Genomic DNA, 17,617 nt, shown 5'->3' on the forward strand with positions numbered 1-17,617 from the left:
ATTTGATCACACGAATTGTTCTTATTTGGGCTAAAATTCACAGAAACCCGCAGAAGTTTCACTGCTTCGATATGATTGGACTAACGGCCGATTCGGTCCAGGCCATCCGCAAGCCATTTATGCAAGAAAAGCTTACCGTTCGCTTTTGGGGCGTCAGGGGCAGTATTGCTTGTCCAGGGCTACACACCGTTCGTTACGGTGGCAATACTCCCTGTGTGGAAGTGCAAGCCGGACACCATAAGTTCATTTTTGACGGCGGTACAGGACTTAGAGTCCTCGGGCAAGAGCTACTCAAACACCTACCCATCGAAGCTCATATCCTTTTTTCCCATACCCACTGGGATCATATCCAAGGGTTTCCGTTTTTCTCTCCGGCCTTTATGCCGGGCAATCGTTTCCATATCTACGGCACCAAAGCATCTGACGGTAAGAACATCGAGAAACGCTTAACGGATCAGATGCTGCATCCCAATTTCCCCGTACCGCTGCAAATTATGGGGGGAAGTCTAAATTTTTGTGATTTAGAAGTGGGCCAGACGATAGAAGTCGAAGATATTACCATCCGCAATGCCATCCTCAACCATCCCGGCGGGTCTGTGGGCTATCGGTTGGAATGGCAGGGGTTAACCGTAAGTTATGTCACCGATACCGAGCATTTCCCCGAGGCCTTAGATCCCAATGTGTTGGCGTTGGCAGATCGCGCCCATGTGTTGATCTACGATGCTACCTATACCGATGCTGAGTATCATGAATCGGGGAATAGCAAGGTCGGCTGGGGCCACTCCACCTGGCAAGAAGCGATTAAAATTGCGCAAGCGGCGAAGGTTGATCAGCTCGTTCTATTCCACCATGATCCGCTTCACCATGATGTTTTCTTGGATGATATCGGGCGTCAAGCGGGCCATCGATTTAATAATGCCATTATTGCCCAAGAAGGCTTAAGCATCACCCTGACACCGAATGGTCAATCATCTTTGCAGTATGCCGAACTGGGTCGTGCCATTTCTTCCGTGCATGATTAAGTGGACGGTCCTAAACTGTGTCAAAATTTGACTTGTGTGGGTTACTTCATCATTAGAGACAGTTCGAACGCCAACGGTAGTCGCCCTTGGTAACTTTGATGGCATTCATCAAGGACATTGCCAGGTCATTCAATCTTTGCTGTCTGCCCGTTCAGGCCAAGCACACCCCGCTGAAGTAACGGTGGTTGCTTTTAACCCTCACCCCCAAGCTTTCTTCTCGGGTCAAGATCAGCCTCTGCTCACGCCACTGCCTGAGAAAGTAAAGTTGCTAGAGGATTTAGGGGTTAATCAGTTGGTGCTGATTCCCTTTGATCAAGCGTTAGCCAATCTCAGTCCCCAAGCCTTTGTAGAAGATATTTTAGTCGCCAAGCTCCAGGCGCAATATATTAGCGTCGGGTTTAATTTCTTTTTTGGCTATAAGCGAGCAGGGACAGCCCAAGATTTGGTTGCGATCGCAGGTCAGCATCAAATCCCCGTCTCCATCACTGAACCGCAAACGAACGGCTCAGAACCCATTAGTAGTTCGGCTATCCGCGAAGCATTACTCCAAGGGAACTTAGAAAAAGCCCACCAAATGTTGGGACGGGCCTATGACCTGACTGGGCCAGTGGTCACGGGCCAGCAGTTAGGACGGACCTTAGGCTTTCCCACGGCAAATTTGCAAGTGCCCACGAATAAATTTTGCCCCCGCACCGGGGTGTATAGCGTTAGCGTCACCAGCGAACTCTGGTCTCAACCCCAACGCGGGGTGATGAACTGGGGCTGCCGACCCACGGTAGACGGTCAGCAACCGAGCTTAGAAGTGCATCTGCTCGATTGGTCAGGGGATCTATATGGGCATACTTTGACTGTGCATTTGCAGCAATTTCTGCGATCGGAACAAAAATTCGCCTCTTTAGAGACTCTCAAAGCCCAAATTCAGGCCGATTGTGAGATAGCTCGGGCGTCCCTCGCAGCGGTTGTCTAACCCATCCAGTTAGGTAGCTATGGTGAATACCCTTACCAGTGTCAGGCCCCAAGTTAAGCGACTGCAAGATAACCTCGGGACCACCATTGTTGGTAAACATGAGGCCATTCAGTTGGTGCTAGTGGCACTACTGGCCGGAGGACATGCTCTGTTAGAAGATGTGCCTGGAGTAGGTAAAACCTTGCTGGCTAAGTCTTTAGCCCGCTCCATTGATGGTCAGTTTCATCGAATTCAATGCACGCCAGATTTGCTGCCGAGTGATTTAACCGGGACCAATATTTGGAATCCCCAAGAAGGAAAATTTGAGTTTCTAGCCGGTCCAATTTTTGCCAATGTGCTGCTCACGGATGAAATTAACCGGGCCACTCCCCGGACTCAGTCTGCTCTGCTAGAAGTGATGGAAGAGGCCCAAGTCACCATTGATGGGGTGTCTCATCCCGTCCTCGATCCGTTTTTTGTAATTGCGACCCAAAACCCTGTTGAATATCAAGGCACGTTTCCTTTACCCGAAGCCCAGCTGGATCGGTTTGCCTTGGCTTTGAGTTTGGGCTATCCCTCAGAAGCAGAAGAACTGCAAATGCTAGAGCGTTTGAAGTCTGGCAAATCTTTTCAGAAATTACAGCCCTGCATTACCTTGGCTGAGGTCAAACAGCTCCAGCAAGACTGTCTAGCCATTCAAGTAGAATCTTCAGTCCAGCGCTATATCTTGGCGTTGGTGCGCGCCACGCGGGAGCATGATGATATTACTCTAGGTATCAGTCCTAGAGGGACGGTGACTCTCCAGCGAGCTAGTCAAGCCCTAGCGCTAATAAACGGACGAGATTACGTGCTGCCAGATGATGTAAAGTTCCTGGCTCCCCACGTACTTCGCCATCGCCTCATCCCTGCTGCCGGACATTCTGCCCAAGGGATTGTCGAGCAGTTACTGAATGCGATCGCAATTCCCTAACCGTCTCCCTATTATTTCAACTTCAATCCATCGGGCACCCTTCTTGGAACCGCCCAGAATAAGTCTGCGTCAGAGAGAATAGCATCTCGATATGTGCAGTCCGATGATTCTCGCGGGTTTACCAAGCTTGATTCATCCTTAAGTCAGCGCACAATCGATCCCCCAGCATTCTATAAGTGGGGATAGATGCCTTTGCCAAAAGCTATCCATCCCATCGATTTCAGGATTGGTGGTTCGTGATTTGGTGAAATTTGGACGTTATTTTTCCTCCCTCCTCTGCTGCCCCTATGACAAAGAAATTTTCTTGGTTGCATCTTGCGCTCTGTTCCCTGGCCCTACCCCTTAGCCTCAGTGCCTCGCCTGCGCAAGCACAAGTGCCGGGGTTCTGCCATTCCCCGCCGGGTGAGGCCAAAGCCAAACTCAAACTCCTGCGGGCATCCATTGCAGGAGATGCGGCTGCTCAGCAAGCCTACAACCAACAAGTTGCTGCAGATGCTCGCCAACTCCAACAATGCCGATCCCGCAATTGGCCTCAGAATCAGGCAATTTGGCTGCGGTTACATGAGTGTGACCTAGAACCTGGTGTCCTCGACACCCTCCTGGACCGGATTGTCAGTCGAGGCTATAACCAAGTCTATGTGGAGGTGTTTTATAACGGTCGGGTACTTCTACCGTCTGCCAATAACCCGACCACTTGGGCTTCAGAGATTCGCAACCCCAAGTATGCCAAGCGTGATCTGCTGGCAGAGGCGATTAAAAAAGGGCGGGCCAGGGGGCTGAAGGTCTATGCCTGGATGTTTAGCCTCAATTACGGCCATCAATATGGACAACGGAGCGATCGCAACTCTGTATTGGCCCGAAACGGCAAAGGCAAAACGAGTCTGACCCTGTTGGACTATGCTGACCCCAATATCAATCTCGACAATGGCGATATTGATCGGGCCTTTGTCGATCCCTATAGCGCCCAAGCCCGCCAAGACTATGCCCGGATGCTGCAAGCGATATTACAGCGCAAACCCGATGGCGTCCTGTTTGACTATATTCGCTATCCTCGGCAAACCGGAGGGGCTTCAGTCAGCAGTAAACTCAGCGATCTATGGATTTTTGGTAATTCGTCCCGTCAATCCTTGATTAATCGGGCCACTAACAAAAAGGGACAGGCTGTGATTCAACATTATCTGCAGCAGGGTTCGATTTCTGCAGGCACGTTAAAAAGTTTTGACACCCAATATCCCAAGGAGAAAGCAGCTCTTTGGCAAGGGCGCAGTATTCCTAAAGGCAAACTTCCCTCAGTCGGTATCCGGACTACTCGCTTGAATCGGGATTTGTGGTTGTTGAGTGTCGCCCATGCATACCAAGGGGTTGTGGATTACCTCTCGATTTTCGCCACCACCTCTATGCGTCAAGGCGTTCCTGCCGGGGCCGCCTTTTTCCCAGATGCGAACCGTAAGGTGGGTAAAGGCTATGACTCTAGAATGCAGCCCTGGCATCGGTTCCCTAAAAATATTGAATGGCATGCCATGTCCTACGGCACCTGTGGTGATACGAGCTGTATTGTTCAACAGGTGCAGCGAGTCTTACAGCGATCATCGGGTGCCCAGGTCAAGCCTGTGATTGCAGGGCAATGGGGTCGCACCTACCGCAATCGCCCCTCCTTAGAAGCTCAGATGTCGGCCATTCGTCGGGTTGCCCCTCAAGTACGTACGGTCAGTCATTTTGACTTCTCTTGGCAAGATCCACAGTTTGCCAATGCCCGCCGTTCTTGTCGGGTGACCTTGCTGCCAGAAGAGGATAGTTTACAGTCCTCTAGGGTTCCCTAGCCAGAGGTAGAACCAAAGAAGAGAGTTGGCCAGATGTAAGGATAAGTATATCCACATTTCAGGACCAGCAATGTCGACATTGACCTGCCTAGCGGTCGTACTCAAAACATTATCAATCCATCATGGCAAGCAAAGCCACCCATGTAAAACCTGTGGCCGTCAGTTTGTGGAAGCCCCTCAGCAACAGCGACTTGACTCATCCACTAAAAACTTGATCGATCAGCTATTGAGTAGGAGCGTAAAAATCTGTTAGCAGCCCCTTAGACCAACCAGAGTCTTATGGGTTCTGATTGATTATCCTAGTATAGACAACGCATGCAGATAACCAATATGGACCATCAACAACCCATTCAAGTGATTGGGGGAGGCTTAGCAGGGACTGAAGCAGCTTGGCAAATTGCCCAAGCAGGATGGCCCGTAATTTTGCATGAGATGCGCTCTGTAGAGGAAGAACGGCTGACGCCCGCTCACCATACGGATCAGCTAGCTGAGTTAGTCTGCAGTAATTCTTTTGGTGCACAATCTAGCGATCGCGCCGCCGGATTGCTCCATGCCGAACTGCGTCAGCTTGGCTCCATCATTATTAGCAAAGCCGATGAACATCAAGTTCCTGCCGGAGGAGCCTTAGCAGTCGATCGAGGCGTTTTTAGTCGCAATCTGACCGAAACGTTAGCGGAGCATCCCTGTGTCGAATTGCGTCGGGGCGAAGTGCCCGCCTTACCCGCAGACGGCATTGTGGTGTTAACTTCTGGGCCATTGACCAGTGCGGCTTTAACGGAGAGTTTGCATCAATTTACGGGGCAAGAGTATCTCAGCTTTTTTGATGCCGCTAGCCCTATCATCGTGGGCGAATCCATTAATCGAGACGTGGCATTCCTGGCCTCTCGCTACGACCGAGGCGAAGCGGCCTATCTTAACTGCCCCATGAATCGGGAGCAATATTTAGCCTTTTTGCAGGCAATTTGTGCTGCCGAACAAGCTGAACTCAAGGATTTTGACAAAGAGACCGCTAAGTTTTTCGAGGGTTGTTTACCTATTGAAGAGATGGCACGCCGGGGGGAAGATACGATGCGCTATGGTCCTCTCAAGCCTGTGGGCTTATTCGATAACGACCGCTACGGCGATTTCCGTGCCCCTGAGAACCAGCAATACCGTCCTTATGCGGTAGCTCAACTCCGTCAGGAAGATAAAGCTGGAAAACTCTGGAATTTAGTGGGTTTTCAGACTAACTTGCGCTGGGGCGAACAAAAGCGAGTATTTCAAATGATTCCGGGGCTGGAAGCAGCAGAGTTTGTACGCATGGGCGTCATGCATCGCAATACGTTTATCAATGCACCGGAGTTACTCCATCCCACTTTGCAGTTTAAGCAACGGCCTACTTTACTGGCAGCGGGACAGTTGATCGGTACGGAAGGCTATACGGCAGCGACGGCTGGGGGGTTGGTTAGCCGGGACGAATGCAGTGCGGTTGGCCCAAGGCTTGGAACCTGTAGTGCTACCAACGACCACCATGAGTGGTTCTCTGTTTGAGTTCATTAGCTCAGCAACACCAAAGCATTTTCAGCCGATGCCACCCAACTTTGGCATTATTCCTGATCTGCCCCAGCGGGTTCGGAATAAGCGGGAACGCTATGGGGTCTATCGCGATCGTGCGCTGGCAGATTTAACGGATTGGATCACGGAACCTGCTGTTTATCATCAAATAATGGCTCAGACAACCGTTTAAGTCTGAGGATCTAAGTTGTCAGAAGTAGGGGGCATTCTTTTGGGTATCTGGCTGCGGGGGTATTCCTTGCCATGTCGGAAAATCCAAGGTTGGTGTAAACGTCAAACTTATGAACACAATTTCCAGTTTTTTAGCTCAGCATCTTTAAAATAAGAAGTTCATCGTGATTATTGATGCTTACATTGTTGGATAGCTTCTATCACATGGTGAGCTGCCTGCTCAACATCTTCTAGAGTTGTGAATCGACCTAATCCAAATCTCAGTGTTGCTTTAGACAGTTGAGAAGACATCCCTAAAGCCGTCAACACATGGGAAGGAGAGGGTTTACTAGACGCACACGCAGATCCTGAAGATAGTGCTACATAGGGCTGCACTCCCAACAACAACGTTGCACCATCCACACCAGCAAAACTCACAGATAAACACCCCGGCAATCGCTGTTGAGGATGGCCATTCAAGTGAATCCCATCTAACACCTGTAACATCTTCCAAAGATGAGTTCTAAGCTCTGTCAAACGCTCTGCCTCTGTTGCTTGCTCCGCTAATCCCAGCTCAATCGCTTTCCCTAAACCGATAATTTGAGGCGTCGGCAACGTACCCGATCTCACATTCCGTTCTTGCCCACCTCCCTGCAATTGAGCAGCAACCTGCACATGGGGATGACGGCTGCGAACATATAGCGCCCCAACCCCTTTAGGGCCATAGAGCTTATGCCCCGTGATTGACAGCAAATCAATTTGCATCGCCTCCACATCCAACGGGATTTTGCCAATCGCCTGAGCCGCATCCGTATGAAACAGAACATCATGGTGACGACACATATGACCTATTTCAGCGATGGGCTGTAATACTCCGATTTCATTATTTGCCGCCATCACCGACACCAAAATCGTATCGGCTCGTATCGCCTGTTCCAAACACTCCATATCTAGCAGCCCATCCGGTTGAGGAAGCAAATACGTCACCTCAAACCCTAGCTTTTCTAGATATTTACAGGGCTCTAAAACAGCATTATGCTCCGTCTGCATCGTAATTAGATGCCGTCCCTTACTGAGATAGACTTCTGCTATCCCCTTAATTGCGAGATTATTGGCTTCCGTTGCACCACTGGTAAACACAATCTCTTTAGGTTCCGCACCAATAGCCTGAGCAATCGTTTCACGGGCTAGGTCAACCGCTGCTTTCGCTTCCCAACCATAGAGATGATTATTGCTAGAAGGATTGCCAGGACAGTCCGTAAAGTAGGGCAGCATTGCCTCCACTACCCTCGGGTCTACTGGGGTTGTCGCTTGGCAGTCTAGATAAATTGGGCGCTCAGGCAAAGAGGGCATCATTCAAATGTCGCCAGAGAGGACTGCAAACTCTTTCTACGGGTGTATCAGTTTAGGTATACACAGTTCGAATTAATAGGTGCAATAAGGGTAATTTGTACACCTATTAATTCGAACATCTTTACTCTGGCACATCACCAACAGCCTTAGACGTTTGAGCCCAGACAGTCAGCGGATACTCTGCAGATGACCCCGCTGACCATTCCCACATGGAACCAGCATAATTTTGCACCTGAAACCCCAAGTCAGCCAAAATAACCGTCAGCCATCCTGAGCGAATCCCTCCAGTACAGTAAGCCACCACTGCAGTCTCTTGGGTAATCCCTAAATTAGCGAGTTTTGCCACAATCTGATCTCGGGGTAAAAGCTGTCCCTGGGACGTTAATAGATCCTGAAAATGTAGGGAAATAGCCCCCGGCACATGCCCTCGCCGTTTCTCTCCATAAGGAGTCGCTCCTGCATACTCTTTGGGAGTGCGTGTATCGATTAACACTAGATTGGGTTGATCAAGAGCCGCTTTTAATTCCGATTTCTGAATCTGCCAGGTGAGATTTCTTTGAACCTCAAAATCTCCCTGTTTCGGCATGTCGGGAGCAGTCAGGTTCAATGACACTAAGGCTGAATACCCACCGTCCACCATCACCGCCTGTGGATGACCGAGCGATCGCAACATCCAAACTATCCGCCCCTCCTCTCCCCAACCCTGCGGTGGATTGGCAAAAACAACCACAGGCCGCTCTTGGGAGATTCCTAACTTCCTGAGTTTCTGGTTTAAAACTGCATCGCTCTCTAGCAGCGTTCCTTTGCGGACTTTATTAGAGGGAGAAAAATCTTGCCATCGGACTGGCACACTACCTGGTAACCGATTGATACCAAACCACTGATTCCCTCGGGCATCCAGCAGGGTAGCGCCTTGATCGACTAAAGCCTTAGCTTCTAATGCACTGACCACCCAAGTTTGTTCAAGCTGAGGTAGCTGGGAACGCAGCGTGTAAGAAATTTGCGGCGAATTTGTGTGAGAAGTAATGTTTATAGTGTTTTTGAATGCGATCGCACCTAAAAACAGCACCATTCCCAGAACTGCAGCTCGTATCACCTTTGCAGGAACAGGACTACGCATCATCCTATAAGTAGGATAGAAACCAAAAAGCTGGTGACATGACTCGAACATGCGACCGGCTGATTACAAATCAGCTGCTCTACCAACTGAGCTACACCAGCGTGCTTAGACATTATATAAGCGTTATGGCCAAAACGCCCATACCCATCAAACTAGCTCATCTATGATAATTCAGATATTCCCACTTTTTCATAAATGGTGGCAAATTCTCTGTAGATTGTAGGGAAGCACCCGTTGGACAATAGCCATTGCCCTGCTCTGATCTGGTAGCAAGGTTGCCGTAATCCCTGATTTTGCCCTGCTCATGACTATGAATTGGACGGTTGAGCAAGTGATTGCTCTATCTCCGGACGATAAATCTACAAAAAACGGTAAAAGTTTAGCCACTGCCAGTAAATGGCAAACCTTAGGCACGAATCAACAGGCCATTTGGGGCGAATGTCGCGGCAGTGGCAAAAAACCTTACCGCACCCAAATTGACCTGAGTGAACCCGCCTTTCGCTGTAGTTGCCCCAGTCGCAAGTTTCCCTGCAAACATTCCCTGGCACTGTTTTTACTGCTCGCCAACCAAGTTGATTTATTTACCGCCGCCGATCCACCTGATTGGGTCCAGGAATGGTTAGAGAAGCGATCGCAAACTGCATCACGTAAGCAGGCCAAGGCCGCCACTGTCGATCCAGAGGCCCAAACCAAGCGTATCGCCCAACGAGAAACCAAAATCCTTGCAGGTCTAACGGATTTAGACCAGTGGCTCCAAGATTTTATGCGTCAGGGTTTAGCCACTGCCCAAACTCAACCCTATAGCTTTTGGGAAAAGGCCGCTGCCCGCATGGTCGATGCCCAAGCCCCCGGACTCGCCCACCGCTTGCGAGCAATGGCCAGTATTCCCCACACAGGGGGCAATTGGCCGTCTCGTCTTTTAGCTGAATTGGGCAAGCTTTATTTACTCGTGCAAGGCTATCAGCGACTGGCAACTTTACCAGAAGCCGTGCAAGCAGAATTGCGATCGCAAATCGGCTGGACCCAAAAACAAGAGGATCTGCTCACTAGCCCCTCCCCTCTAGTGGTCAAGGATACCTGGTCAGTCCTGGGCAAACGGATCACCCCCGAAGAAAACTTAAATGTTCAGCGCGTTTGGCTCTGGGGAATCACCCATCAACGACCCGCGCTCATTCTCAGTTTTGGTTATCAAAATCAGCCCCTCGACACCAGTTTGATACCCGGCACTCAGATATCGGCAGAGTTGGTGTTCTATTCAGGGCTCTATCCCCTACGGGCATTGGTCAAAGAGCGAAAACCTGGCGTTGACCTCATCCCTCCGACCGGAGGTTTAGTCAACATTGCGGAGGCCATCGCCCATTACGGAGCAGCAATGGCCACCAATCCTTGGTTAGAACAGTTTCCGTTGCTATTGGCAGAGGTCATTCCAAACTTTAGGGATCAACAATGGCAAATCGCTGATACTCATGGACATCAATTGCCACTCCGGGCAGGATTTGACGCTTGGTCTCTGCTGGCCTTAAGTGGTGGACATCCAGTCATGGTCTTTGGAGAATGGAATGGCCACAGCCTCCTCCCCCTCAGCCTCTGGTCTGACAACCGCTTTGTCCCCTGCTAAGAGATCATGATGCCAACCCCTTGGGAAACATTAGTCGCCAATGCCTTAATCGGTACTGATCGCCAAGCTCCACAGCAGCCAACGGGCGAAGGGAAACTCGAAGGATTGCTGAGCCAAGTGCCTACAGAGCCTGAGCCCATGCTCTTACAATCTGCAGGTATTTTAGCCAGCTATCAACAAGCAGGACAATGTACCTACTCTCAGGTGGAACAACTGCCTAAGCCTTGTCCAGCCGAAACCTTATCCCGCTGCAGTGACCGTACCCATCAACATCTACAAATCATTCTTAATGGTGAATACAAAGACGTTTTATTCGAACTATTGGATCTCATAGCCCAAGCTCACCAGTATGTTCCGGCAGAAACATTACCTGCCCTATTAGATCAGGGTCGTGGGCACACCCCATTACGATCCAATATCCAAGCAGTCATCGGTGAACGGGGTCGCTGGTTGGCACAATATAATTCAGCTTGGGCTTATGCAGCAGGTCAACCTTTGCCTTATACCCAGGCTGGGGAAATCGACCAAGAGGCTGTGGAAAACTTGTGGAAAACTTCTGATTACGCCCTCCGAATCGATCTGTTGAAAACTTTCAGAAGTCTTAATCCTCAAGCCGCTCGAGAGATGTTGAGCACCACATGGAAACAAGAAAAGGCGAAAGATCGAGCAACGTTTCTCGCCATCCTCACCACGCATCTCAGTGTAGAAGATGAACCCTTTCTAGAGATAGCATTACATGATCGCGCCCAGGAAGTCCGCACCTGTGCAGGTGGCCTGCTAGCCCATTTGCCCGATTCACAATATTGCCAGCGCATGACTGCCCAGGTACAAACCTATGTTCAGTTTGAGGACAATACCCTCTCCATTACACTCCCCAAAGATGATGGCTCCTGGAAAACTGAGCGTTCTTACTCCCAATCAAGTCAGTTAGGAAGGCGAGGGAGTCTGCTAATGCGAATCGTAGCAGGCGTTCCCTTAAACTTTTGGTCAGGCGATATAGATGCTCTGATCCAAACCGCCCAGACACACCAACAGGGTGCTGCTCTATTACAAGGATGGACCATCGCAGCCCAGAGACAAGCCAATCCATCGTGGATCCAACGAATGATGGGCTATTGGCTCAGCAATCCTACCGAGAAGCAAACCTATGACCCTATTGATTTTCTGATTAAACGGTTGCCCGCTGAACAGGTTGAGCCGCTATTTCTAAAATACCTAGCCGAATCCAGCTCTCCAGCAGAAAAAGCCACGAAATATATCAGATTAGCCAAGTGGGGCCCATTATTTAGTCCTAATTTCAGTCAAGTCTGGTGGGAAACCCTCGAGCCTGACCTCAACCTATTACTTGCCAACACTTCAAATTCTTCCCAGGCACGATCACCTTTTGCAACGTTGCTATCGCTGTTCGAGACCGTGTCTTTCAATCTGCATCCCATCATTGCAGATGATGTCATTGCTTACCTCAACCACTTGAATAGCGATTCATTCTCGACCTATCAACAAAACAGCTTGATGCTATGGCAAAACACCCTTGAATTTCGTAAATCTATCTGGGCAGAGTTTTAAAACTCCTTAGCTTCTAGATCAATTCAGACCAAGTGATTTTTTTCATCACTTCTACAAAAGTCTTCAGCATACAAACCGTACTCTACATTGATGTCTAGCTTGAGCTTCATTCAGGCTATCTCAATACCAAGGAAGTTAAAGCTATAAAATATAGCGATAAATAGAGATTACAGGAGTATAAGCAATTCTATAACAAAAATTTTTTTACTAATAAAGCTTAAATCAAGAGTTTTGGCTTAAAAAAACTTTAGCTTGAATAAGCTATCGAAAAGGCAAATATTTATCTCCTCCCACAAGAAAATAGCAATTATTTTTATTTGTGAAATTTTTAATTTCAACCTAAAAAGCTGTTCTCAATACCTCAAAATAAATTAATAATTCATATCTATTTTGATGCTATAAAAGAGTAAATCTTGCATCACGGAATACTGATATTCTTTATGCGTTATCAATAATATAGAAGTGCTTCACTCTATAAGGCTTGGGTATTTTACCCAACTTCATAGGGATAGTTTTAGATATTTATAAATTGTTGGGGGGAGGAGTAAAATTTTATCAACCATCTGGTGAGTGCTTTTGATGTCATCGCTTCAAAAACAAGTTGACAGCACAAAAAATTATCCGTAATAACACGCAAGCACCCTGATATTTAGATAGTTAGAATAATTGCTAGTGAGGGAAAATCATTAACCAACCTTATGGTTAATGCTCAGAGTGCTTGGAAAATTTTTGATCATTTTTTGTTACTGACTAGTGATTGTTAGCCACTTTTTCATGTTTCGATAGCTTATCTCTCTCTTCAACCTATGCTGGCCAAGTCTCAAACGATCCTGCCTTCTCCGCCACTTACCATTAATCCCCGTGGGTTTGAGTTGTGGTATCAACCGGTTTATGACGTTTCTTCAGGTAACGTTCTTCAGAATGAAGTGCTCTTACGATGGCGGGATACCCAAGGACTTATCCATCGGCCGAAAGAATTCATGCCAGCGGTTAGAAGTGCGGATGCCGAGCAATGGTTAGATCGCTATGTGACAGGGCAGGCCATTGCCCAATTGAAGCAACACGCTCACCTCAAGCTTTCCATCAACTTATCGAAGCGGATCGTTGAAGATCGCTTTATTGCCGAAGACATTTACGATCTGCTGGTCAACCATAGTGTTCAACCTCATCAGCTTCACTTCGAAGTATCTGAAGCCAGTCTGGCCAAAAATTTTCAGGATTCAGTCGCTTTAATCCGAGATCTAAAAGAACTAGGGTGCGCCGTCACCTTAGACAATTTTGCCAACCAACATCTCACCTTTCTGCAATGGGAAAAACTAGGGGTTGATGCGGTTAAAATTGACCCGTCTTTGATTCGCGACCTCAAACAAGACTCGCCCCAAACGCGACTGGCCAAAGCCATCATTGAAACCAGTAACTCATTGGCACAGCCTGCGATCGCAACTTCCGTAGACGCTTACTCTACCTCTCGTCACTTGGTCAATCTAAGCTTTCAATCTGCTCAGGGATACCACTTCCAGCCTCCTAGCGATCACCCTTGGCTCACGAGCAAAGTCGACATTTTGGGTGTCCCCATCGATAACGTGACCCAAGACGAACTGCTCCAAGAACTGAAATCGGGTATCGTCTTTACTCCCAATGTTGACCACGTGATGAACCTGAAGCAGGATGAGGAGTTTCGGGCTGCTTACAACATTGCCGACTACAAAATTTGCGATAGCCAAATTCTCTACTTTTCCTCCCATTTCCTCGGTTCACCGATTAAAGAGAAAATCTCGGGTTCAGATTTATTTCCTGCCTTTTACACCTATCACAAAGATAATCCAGACATCACGATTTTTCTGTTAGGCGCTGCTCCAGGTGTTGCCGCTCAAGCGCAACAAAATATCAATGCTCGCGTGGGTCGTGACATCGTTGTTGGCTCTTACTCCCCTTCCTATAGCTTTGAGCAAAATCCAGAGGAATGTGCAGAGATTATCGAACGGATCCATCACTCTGGAGCAACAGTTCTCGCCATCGGGGTCGGATCTCCCAAACAAGAACGGTGGATTTACCGTTATCGTCAGCAGCTAGCAGAGTCCGTGAATATTATTTTTGCCATTGGTGGGACCTTGGACTTTGAAGCTGGTACTCAACAACGGGCTCCAAAGCTTGTCAGCACCATTGGCATAGAGTGGCTCTTTCGTTTGATGGGCGAACCAAGACGCCTCTGGAAGCGCTATTTAATTAATGATCTGCCATTCTTGAAGTTAGTCTTGAATCAAAAGTTTCATCGCTAATTCTTCCGTCACCCTTTTCTAGCAGAGATCTAACCCACCCTATCCAATCTTTTAACCTGTTGAGCAGTGGGTTGTATTGTCCGGCTGCACAGGCCATGATGAAAGCAGTTGTTATGCAACCCTTATGGATACAGAACATCAACGCTTAACTCTGCAAATTTTGATCGGTTCAGCCTGGGTAGACCATACCCTCAGTGAACCTGAGGTTACCTATCTCAAAAAGGTGCTAGATCGCTACCATCTCACGCAGGATACCGAGTTACAGAGCCTCCTCCAAGAGCCTGTTCTTCCTCAACAAACTGAACGCTGGATCGTTGAGTTTTTGAGACAAACAAACCAAGAGGAACGGCTTAAGCTTTTAGCAGCCATTGGCAATTTATTAATTGCAGATGATGTAGTGTCAGAGATAGAGCATGACCTCCTAGATGAGTATCATGCCTTAATGGCTAAGATCCCTGATGACCCGAATCACATTACTAACTTAGTCAGAAATATTGGCTCTTACGTGAACAAAGCACTGCAAACCCTTGCCAGCTTACCTTAAGGTGCAGAGGTAAACGCCTGGTCCCGAAGCTGCTTAGACACCATATAGGGCTTTGGATCGACTGGCTTATCATTACGATAAATCGAGTAATGCAAATGCGTCCCTGTCGATCGCCCTGTACTTCCCATAAAGCCCAACAACTGTCCTCGCTTAATGGAAGTATTGGGCTTAACCGCTAATTTGGAAAGATGGGCATACAAAGTTTGGTATCCATACCCATGCTGAATGACGACGTGATACCCATAACCACCAGAGTATCCAGCCCGTTCAATCTTGCCATGGGCTGTTGCGTAAATGGGAGCGCCATAATCGCCCAACAAATCTATGCCGTCATGGATCTCTGCACTACCCCCAAAAGGACCGGGACGCAAACCAAAATCAGAAGAAATAGGACTATTACCTTTGGTCGGCTTACCTTGAGGTAGGGCAGCGTTGCGGGCTTCTTCTGCTTGTAACGTCTTTTCTAACGCTGGCTGTACTTGCTGCTTGAGACGTGATGCCAACGCAGGTAAGCGTGATTTCGCAAACTGGAGCTGCTGCTCCGCATCTACAACAACGGAAACACCGCCTTTTCCGCCTTTGTCTTCTACATTGACTTGCTGGCGCTCTGCAGTAGATAATCCCGCTCGCTGACGAAGTTTTTCGACTTCTTCATCTAATACTTCTAACTCTTCTAAAACCTCAGCGGCTGATTCTGACAACTGATCATGTCTTTGCTGCATCTGCTGCAATGCCTGGAAGGTCTTACCCGCCCAGACCGCAGGAACAGCAGCCATTGATAAGCCCAAAATGATCAGGATAGGGCTAACCGAGAACTTAATGGAACGTTGTCCTGTTAGGGTAATCAAGATCCGAAAGCGCTTCGGGATCGGAAGAAGAGAACGCATAGAGGCCCAACACAAAGGATTCGTGAAGAATCATATCAAATTATGAGACCAATCTTAAATATTTCTTAAAAAAAACAAGGCAGTTACTGCATTTGGGGCATAGAGAAATTTCTTGGCAGACCACCGTGTTAACCGTACTAGCAGATCTGAACGAAATTTCAGGCAATATTGAAGAATCTCTGCTCGCCAACATTTTATCTCTCAAGCAGACATTTTTACACGCTTTTACTCATACGGAAGAGGGCCAGCCGTGAATGGGTATGATGAGAATAGGGCTGATACAACAACTACCACACTCAGCTAATCCTCAGATCCACAGAATCCGTGGATTGATATATCCTAAGAACAGCTTTTCTTAGCTCAATACATCATTTTAGAATTATGGACATCAAGATAATCCTAGTTGGATTAACACCCATTTTTATCGTACTGTGCCTATTTTTCGGGACCCGGAATGGGTTTTACGATTCTGATGATTATCATGGCAATGGCTCTGCCCATTAGTATTCTTGATCCCTTGAGTTAGTTTCACGAATGACTAAGAAGTCCCCCAAGGATGCAGCATTTGACACTGCTCATCCAGAAGAGTCTGCTTTACAAAAAACAGTGAAGGCGTTGGGTTTGGCAAAAATCCAGCGTCACGTTTTTATCTGTGCCGATCAAACAGTAGATAAATGCTGTGATAAGGCGGCCAGTATAGAAGCTTGGACGTATCTAAAACAGCGATTGAAAGAGCTGGAGTTAGATCAGCCAAACGGCAGCTGCGTTTTTCGTACCAAAGCCAATTGTCTACGCGTTTGTCAGCAAGGTCCAATTATCGTGATTTATCCGGATGGCGTTTGGTACCATTCCGCCACACCAACCGTCATTGAAAGGATTATTCAAGAACATTTGCTGAAGAACCAAATCGTTTCAGAATTTTTGTTCCTTCAGCATCCTTTACCGGCAAACTCGTTAGAGACCGAATAGCGCTTTATTCACTTTGAGTCGTTGATGTGGGAGAAGGTTGTTGAGCCTCTTGTTGGCTAACCCAATACCATCCGCCTAGTCCAGCCAGAATAATCAGCACAATTGGCACACTCAGCATCCATAGCCGAGGTTGCTGGCGAACAATAAGGGTTTGTTTTTGTCGCCCATCATCTGCTCTTTGCTGCCTAGAGCCTGCTGCAGTGGACTCGGGCATGGTGTCCAGGGCAGCAGGGCCTGAATTCGCTTGAGAAAGGATAGCAGCAGGGTCTCGGGCAAGCCGGGTTTTGGCCGTAGGCGATGCAGACAATTCTGCTTCCGAAGCAACCACGGTTGCTTTAGGATTCACAGCATCAGATTTGAGGCTCTGAAAATCCGTGGATTCCAAATACCGGATAAATTCTGCTTCGCCCATAGATACCACAAGGTAGGACGCTTTAATTTTTCGTCCTAAGCCAAGACGATCACCATCGGCTAGCTCTTGAGAGCTACACCGCTTATCATTTACAAATACACCATTAGCACTGCGATTGCCTTCAGAGTCTCCATCAATTAATCGGTAACGATAGCTGCTTTTTCCAGGAGTAGGCAAGCGGAGGAGGATGGCATGCTTACGGGAAATCGTGGGAGAATCCAGCACGATAGCATTAGACTCATCCCGCCCAATGGAATAGGCTGCCGAGTCCAGGGCAATTGCACGACGTTTACCATCGTTAATAACCAGAACGTGCCGTTCAGCAGAATCGTATTTAGGGTCGTGCATGTTAGGGGAATTCCTGAGGAAACCGTAAAATCAGTCTACATAAGACATCAACGCTAACT

The 17,617-nt window shown here is 48.1% G+C and carries 14 protein-coding genes, 1 tRNA gene and 1 pseudogene; 11 read left to right on the plus strand and 5 right to left on the minus strand.

All coding sequences use genetic code 11. The features are described from left to right. The first annotated feature begins 71 nt into the window (after window positions 1-71). The 6 genes and pseudogenes from HRE53_RS10615 (at window position 72) to trmFO (ending at window position 6,484) form a co-directional block, all read left to right on the plus strand. Window positions 72-1,022 carry an MBL fold metallo-hydrolase gene (locus tag HRE53_RS10615; RefSeq protein WP_315876437.1) on the plus strand — a complete coding sequence of 317 codons (951 nt, stop codon included), beginning with the start codon at window positions 72-74 and terminating at the stop codon, window positions 1,020-1,022. Window positions 1,023-1,056: 34 nt separating this feature from the next. After that, window positions 1,057-1,989 carry a bifunctional riboflavin kinase/FAD synthetase gene (locus HRE53_RS10620; protein ID WP_235110381.1) on the plus strand — a complete coding sequence of 311 codons (933 nt, stop codon included), beginning with the start codon at window positions 1,057-1,059 and terminating at the stop codon, window positions 1,987-1,989. 19 nt (window positions 1,990-2,008) lie between these two features. After that, window positions 2,009-2,938, plus strand: a complete 930-nt coding sequence (locus HRE53_RS10625; protein WP_212663416.1) for a MoxR family ATPase — start codon at window positions 2,009-2,011, stop codon at window positions 2,936-2,938. Window positions 2,939-3,225: 287 nt separating this feature from the next. Further along, a complete protein-coding gene (locus HRE53_RS10630) occupies window positions 3,226-4,758 on the plus strand; it encodes a family 10 glycosylhydrolase (protein ID WP_235110383.1) in 1,533 nt (510 codons plus the stop codon). Between the two features lie 70 nt (window positions 4,759-4,828). After that, entirely contained in the window at window positions 4,829-5,011 is a 183-nt protein-coding gene (locus HRE53_RS10635; RefSeq protein WP_235110385.1) for a hypothetical protein, read from the plus strand. Window positions 5,012-5,088: 77 nt separating this feature from the next. Continuing rightward, window positions 5,089-6,484 (plus strand): annotated as a pseudogene (trmFO, locus tag HRE53_RS10640) (FADH(2)-oxidizing methylenetetrahydrofolate--tRNA-(uracil(54)-C(5))-methyltransferase TrmFO). A 167-nt stretch (window positions 6,485-6,651) separates the two neighbouring features. Here trmFO and HRE53_RS10645 read toward each other — a convergent pair. The 3 genes from HRE53_RS10645 to HRE53_RS10655 form a co-directional block, all read right to left on the minus strand. Continuing rightward, window positions 6,652-7,818, minus strand: coding sequence for a cysteine desulfurase family protein (locus HRE53_RS10645; protein ID WP_315876438.1), 1,167 nt, complete (start codon window positions 7,816-7,818; stop codon window positions 6,652-6,654). A gap of 118 nt (window positions 7,819-7,936) precedes the next feature. Next, complete coding sequence (locus tag HRE53_RS10650) at window positions 7,937-8,938, minus strand: sulfurtransferase (RefSeq protein WP_235110386.1); 1,002 nt, start codon at window positions 8,936-8,938, stop codon at window positions 7,937-7,939. Between the two features lie 25 nt (window positions 8,939-8,963). After that, window positions 8,964-9,036 (minus strand) — tRNA-Thr (locus tag HRE53_RS10655). Between the two features lie 203 nt (window positions 9,037-9,239). On the opposite strand from HRE53_RS10655, the gene HRE53_RS10660 reads away from it, so the two are divergent. The 4 genes from HRE53_RS10660 to HRE53_RS10675 all read left to right on the plus strand — a co-directional run bounded on the left by HRE53_RS10660 (window position 9,240) and on the right by HRE53_RS10675 (window position 14,942). Continuing rightward, window positions 9,240-10,553 (plus strand): SWIM zinc finger domain-containing protein, encoded by a 1,314-nt coding sequence (locus HRE53_RS10660; protein ID WP_235110388.1) that lies wholly within the window; start codon window positions 9,240-9,242, stop codon window positions 10,551-10,553. A 6-nt stretch (window positions 10,554-10,559) separates the two neighbouring features. After that, window positions 10,560-12,119 carry a DUF5691 domain-containing protein gene (locus HRE53_RS10665; protein ID WP_235110390.1) on the plus strand — a complete coding sequence of 520 codons (1,560 nt, stop codon included), beginning with the start codon at window positions 10,560-10,562 and terminating at the stop codon, window positions 12,117-12,119. Window positions 12,120-12,925: 806 nt separating this feature from the next. Next, entirely contained in the window at window positions 12,926-14,398 is a 1,473-nt protein-coding gene (locus HRE53_RS10670) for a WecB/TagA/CpsF family glycosyltransferase (RefSeq protein WP_235110392.1), read from the plus strand. A gap of 124 nt (window positions 14,399-14,522) precedes the next feature. Then, window positions 14,523-14,942 (plus strand): TerB family tellurite resistance protein, encoded by a 420-nt coding sequence (locus tag HRE53_RS10675; RefSeq protein ID WP_235110395.1) that lies wholly within the window; start codon window positions 14,523-14,525, stop codon window positions 14,940-14,942. On the opposite strand, the gene HRE53_RS10680 is transcribed toward HRE53_RS10675, so the two are convergent. After that, entirely contained in the window at window positions 14,939-15,829 is an 891-nt protein-coding gene (locus HRE53_RS10680; protein ID WP_212663422.1) for a M23 family metallopeptidase, read from the minus strand. The genes HRE53_RS10675 and HRE53_RS10680 overlap by 4 nt on opposite strands. Window positions 15,830-16,363: 534 nt before the next feature. Here HRE53_RS10680 and HRE53_RS10685 point away from each other — a divergent pair. Continuing rightward, window positions 16,364-16,798 carry a ferredoxin gene (locus HRE53_RS10685; protein WP_235110397.1) on the plus strand — a complete coding sequence of 145 codons (435 nt, stop codon included), beginning with the start codon at window positions 16,364-16,366 and terminating at the stop codon, window positions 16,796-16,798. Window positions 16,799-16,802: 4 nt separating this feature from the next. On the opposite strand, the gene HRE53_RS10690 is transcribed toward HRE53_RS10685, so the two are convergent. Then, window positions 16,803-17,558, minus strand: coding sequence for an FHA domain-containing protein (locus HRE53_RS10690; RefSeq protein ID WP_212663424.1), 756 nt, complete (start codon window positions 17,556-17,558; stop codon window positions 16,803-16,805). Between the last annotated feature and the right edge of the window lie 59 nt (window positions 17,559-17,617).

Origin of the sequence: Acaryochloris sp. 'Moss Beach' (genome assembly GCF_021497025.1) — a bacterium.
Classification (GTDB): Bacteria; Cyanobacteriota; Cyanobacteriia; order Thermosynechococcales; family Thermosynechococcaceae; genus Acaryochloris; species Acaryochloris marina_A.

Excerpts from the sequence above, each read along its gene's own strand:
- HRE53_RS10685 (WP_235110397.1), top strand. The coding sequence starts at position 16,364 with ATGACTAAGAAGTCCCCCAAGGATGCAGCATTTGACACTGCTCATCCA.
- HRE53_RS10660 (WP_235110388.1), top strand. The coding sequence starts at position 9,240 with ATGACTATGAATTGGACGGTTGAGCAAGTGATTGCTCTATCTCCGGAC.
- HRE53_RS10680 (WP_212663422.1), bottom strand. The coding sequence starts at position 15,829 with ATGCGTTCTCTTCTTCCGATCCCGAAGCGCTTTCGGATCTTGATTACC.
- HRE53_RS10690 (WP_212663424.1), bottom strand. The coding sequence starts at position 17,558 with ATGCACGACCCTAAATACGATTCTGCTGAACGGCACGTTCTGGTTATT.
- HRE53_RS10665 (WP_235110390.1), top strand. The coding sequence starts at position 10,560 with ATGATGCCAACCCCTTGGGAAACATTAGTCGCCAATGCCTTAATCGGT.
- HRE53_RS10635 (WP_235110385.1), top strand. The coding sequence starts at position 4,829 with ATGTCGACATTGACCTGCCTAGCGGTCGTACTCAAAACATTATCAATC.
- HRE53_RS10645 (WP_315876438.1), bottom strand. The coding sequence starts at position 7,818 with ATGATGCCCTCTTTGCCTGAGCGCCCAATTTATCTAGACTGCCAAGCG.
- HRE53_RS10650 (WP_235110386.1), bottom strand. The coding sequence starts at position 8,938 with ATGATGCGTAGTCCTGTTCCTGCAAAGGTGATACGAGCTGCAGTTCTG.
- HRE53_RS10630 (WP_235110383.1), top strand. The coding sequence starts at position 3,226 with ATGACAAAGAAATTTTCTTGGTTGCATCTTGCGCTCTGTTCCCTGGCC.
- HRE53_RS10615 (WP_315876437.1), top strand. The coding sequence starts at position 72 with ATGATTGGACTAACGGCCGATTCGGTCCAGGCCATCCGCAAGCCATTT.
- HRE53_RS10625 (WP_212663416.1), top strand. The coding sequence starts at position 2,009 with ATGGTGAATACCCTTACCAGTGTCAGGCCCCAAGTTAAGCGACTGCAA.
- HRE53_RS10670 (WP_235110392.1), top strand. The coding sequence starts at position 12,926 with ATGCTGGCCAAGTCTCAAACGATCCTGCCTTCTCCGCCACTTACCATT.
- HRE53_RS10675 (WP_235110395.1), top strand. The coding sequence starts at position 14,523 with ATGGATACAGAACATCAACGCTTAACTCTGCAAATTTTGATCGGTTCA.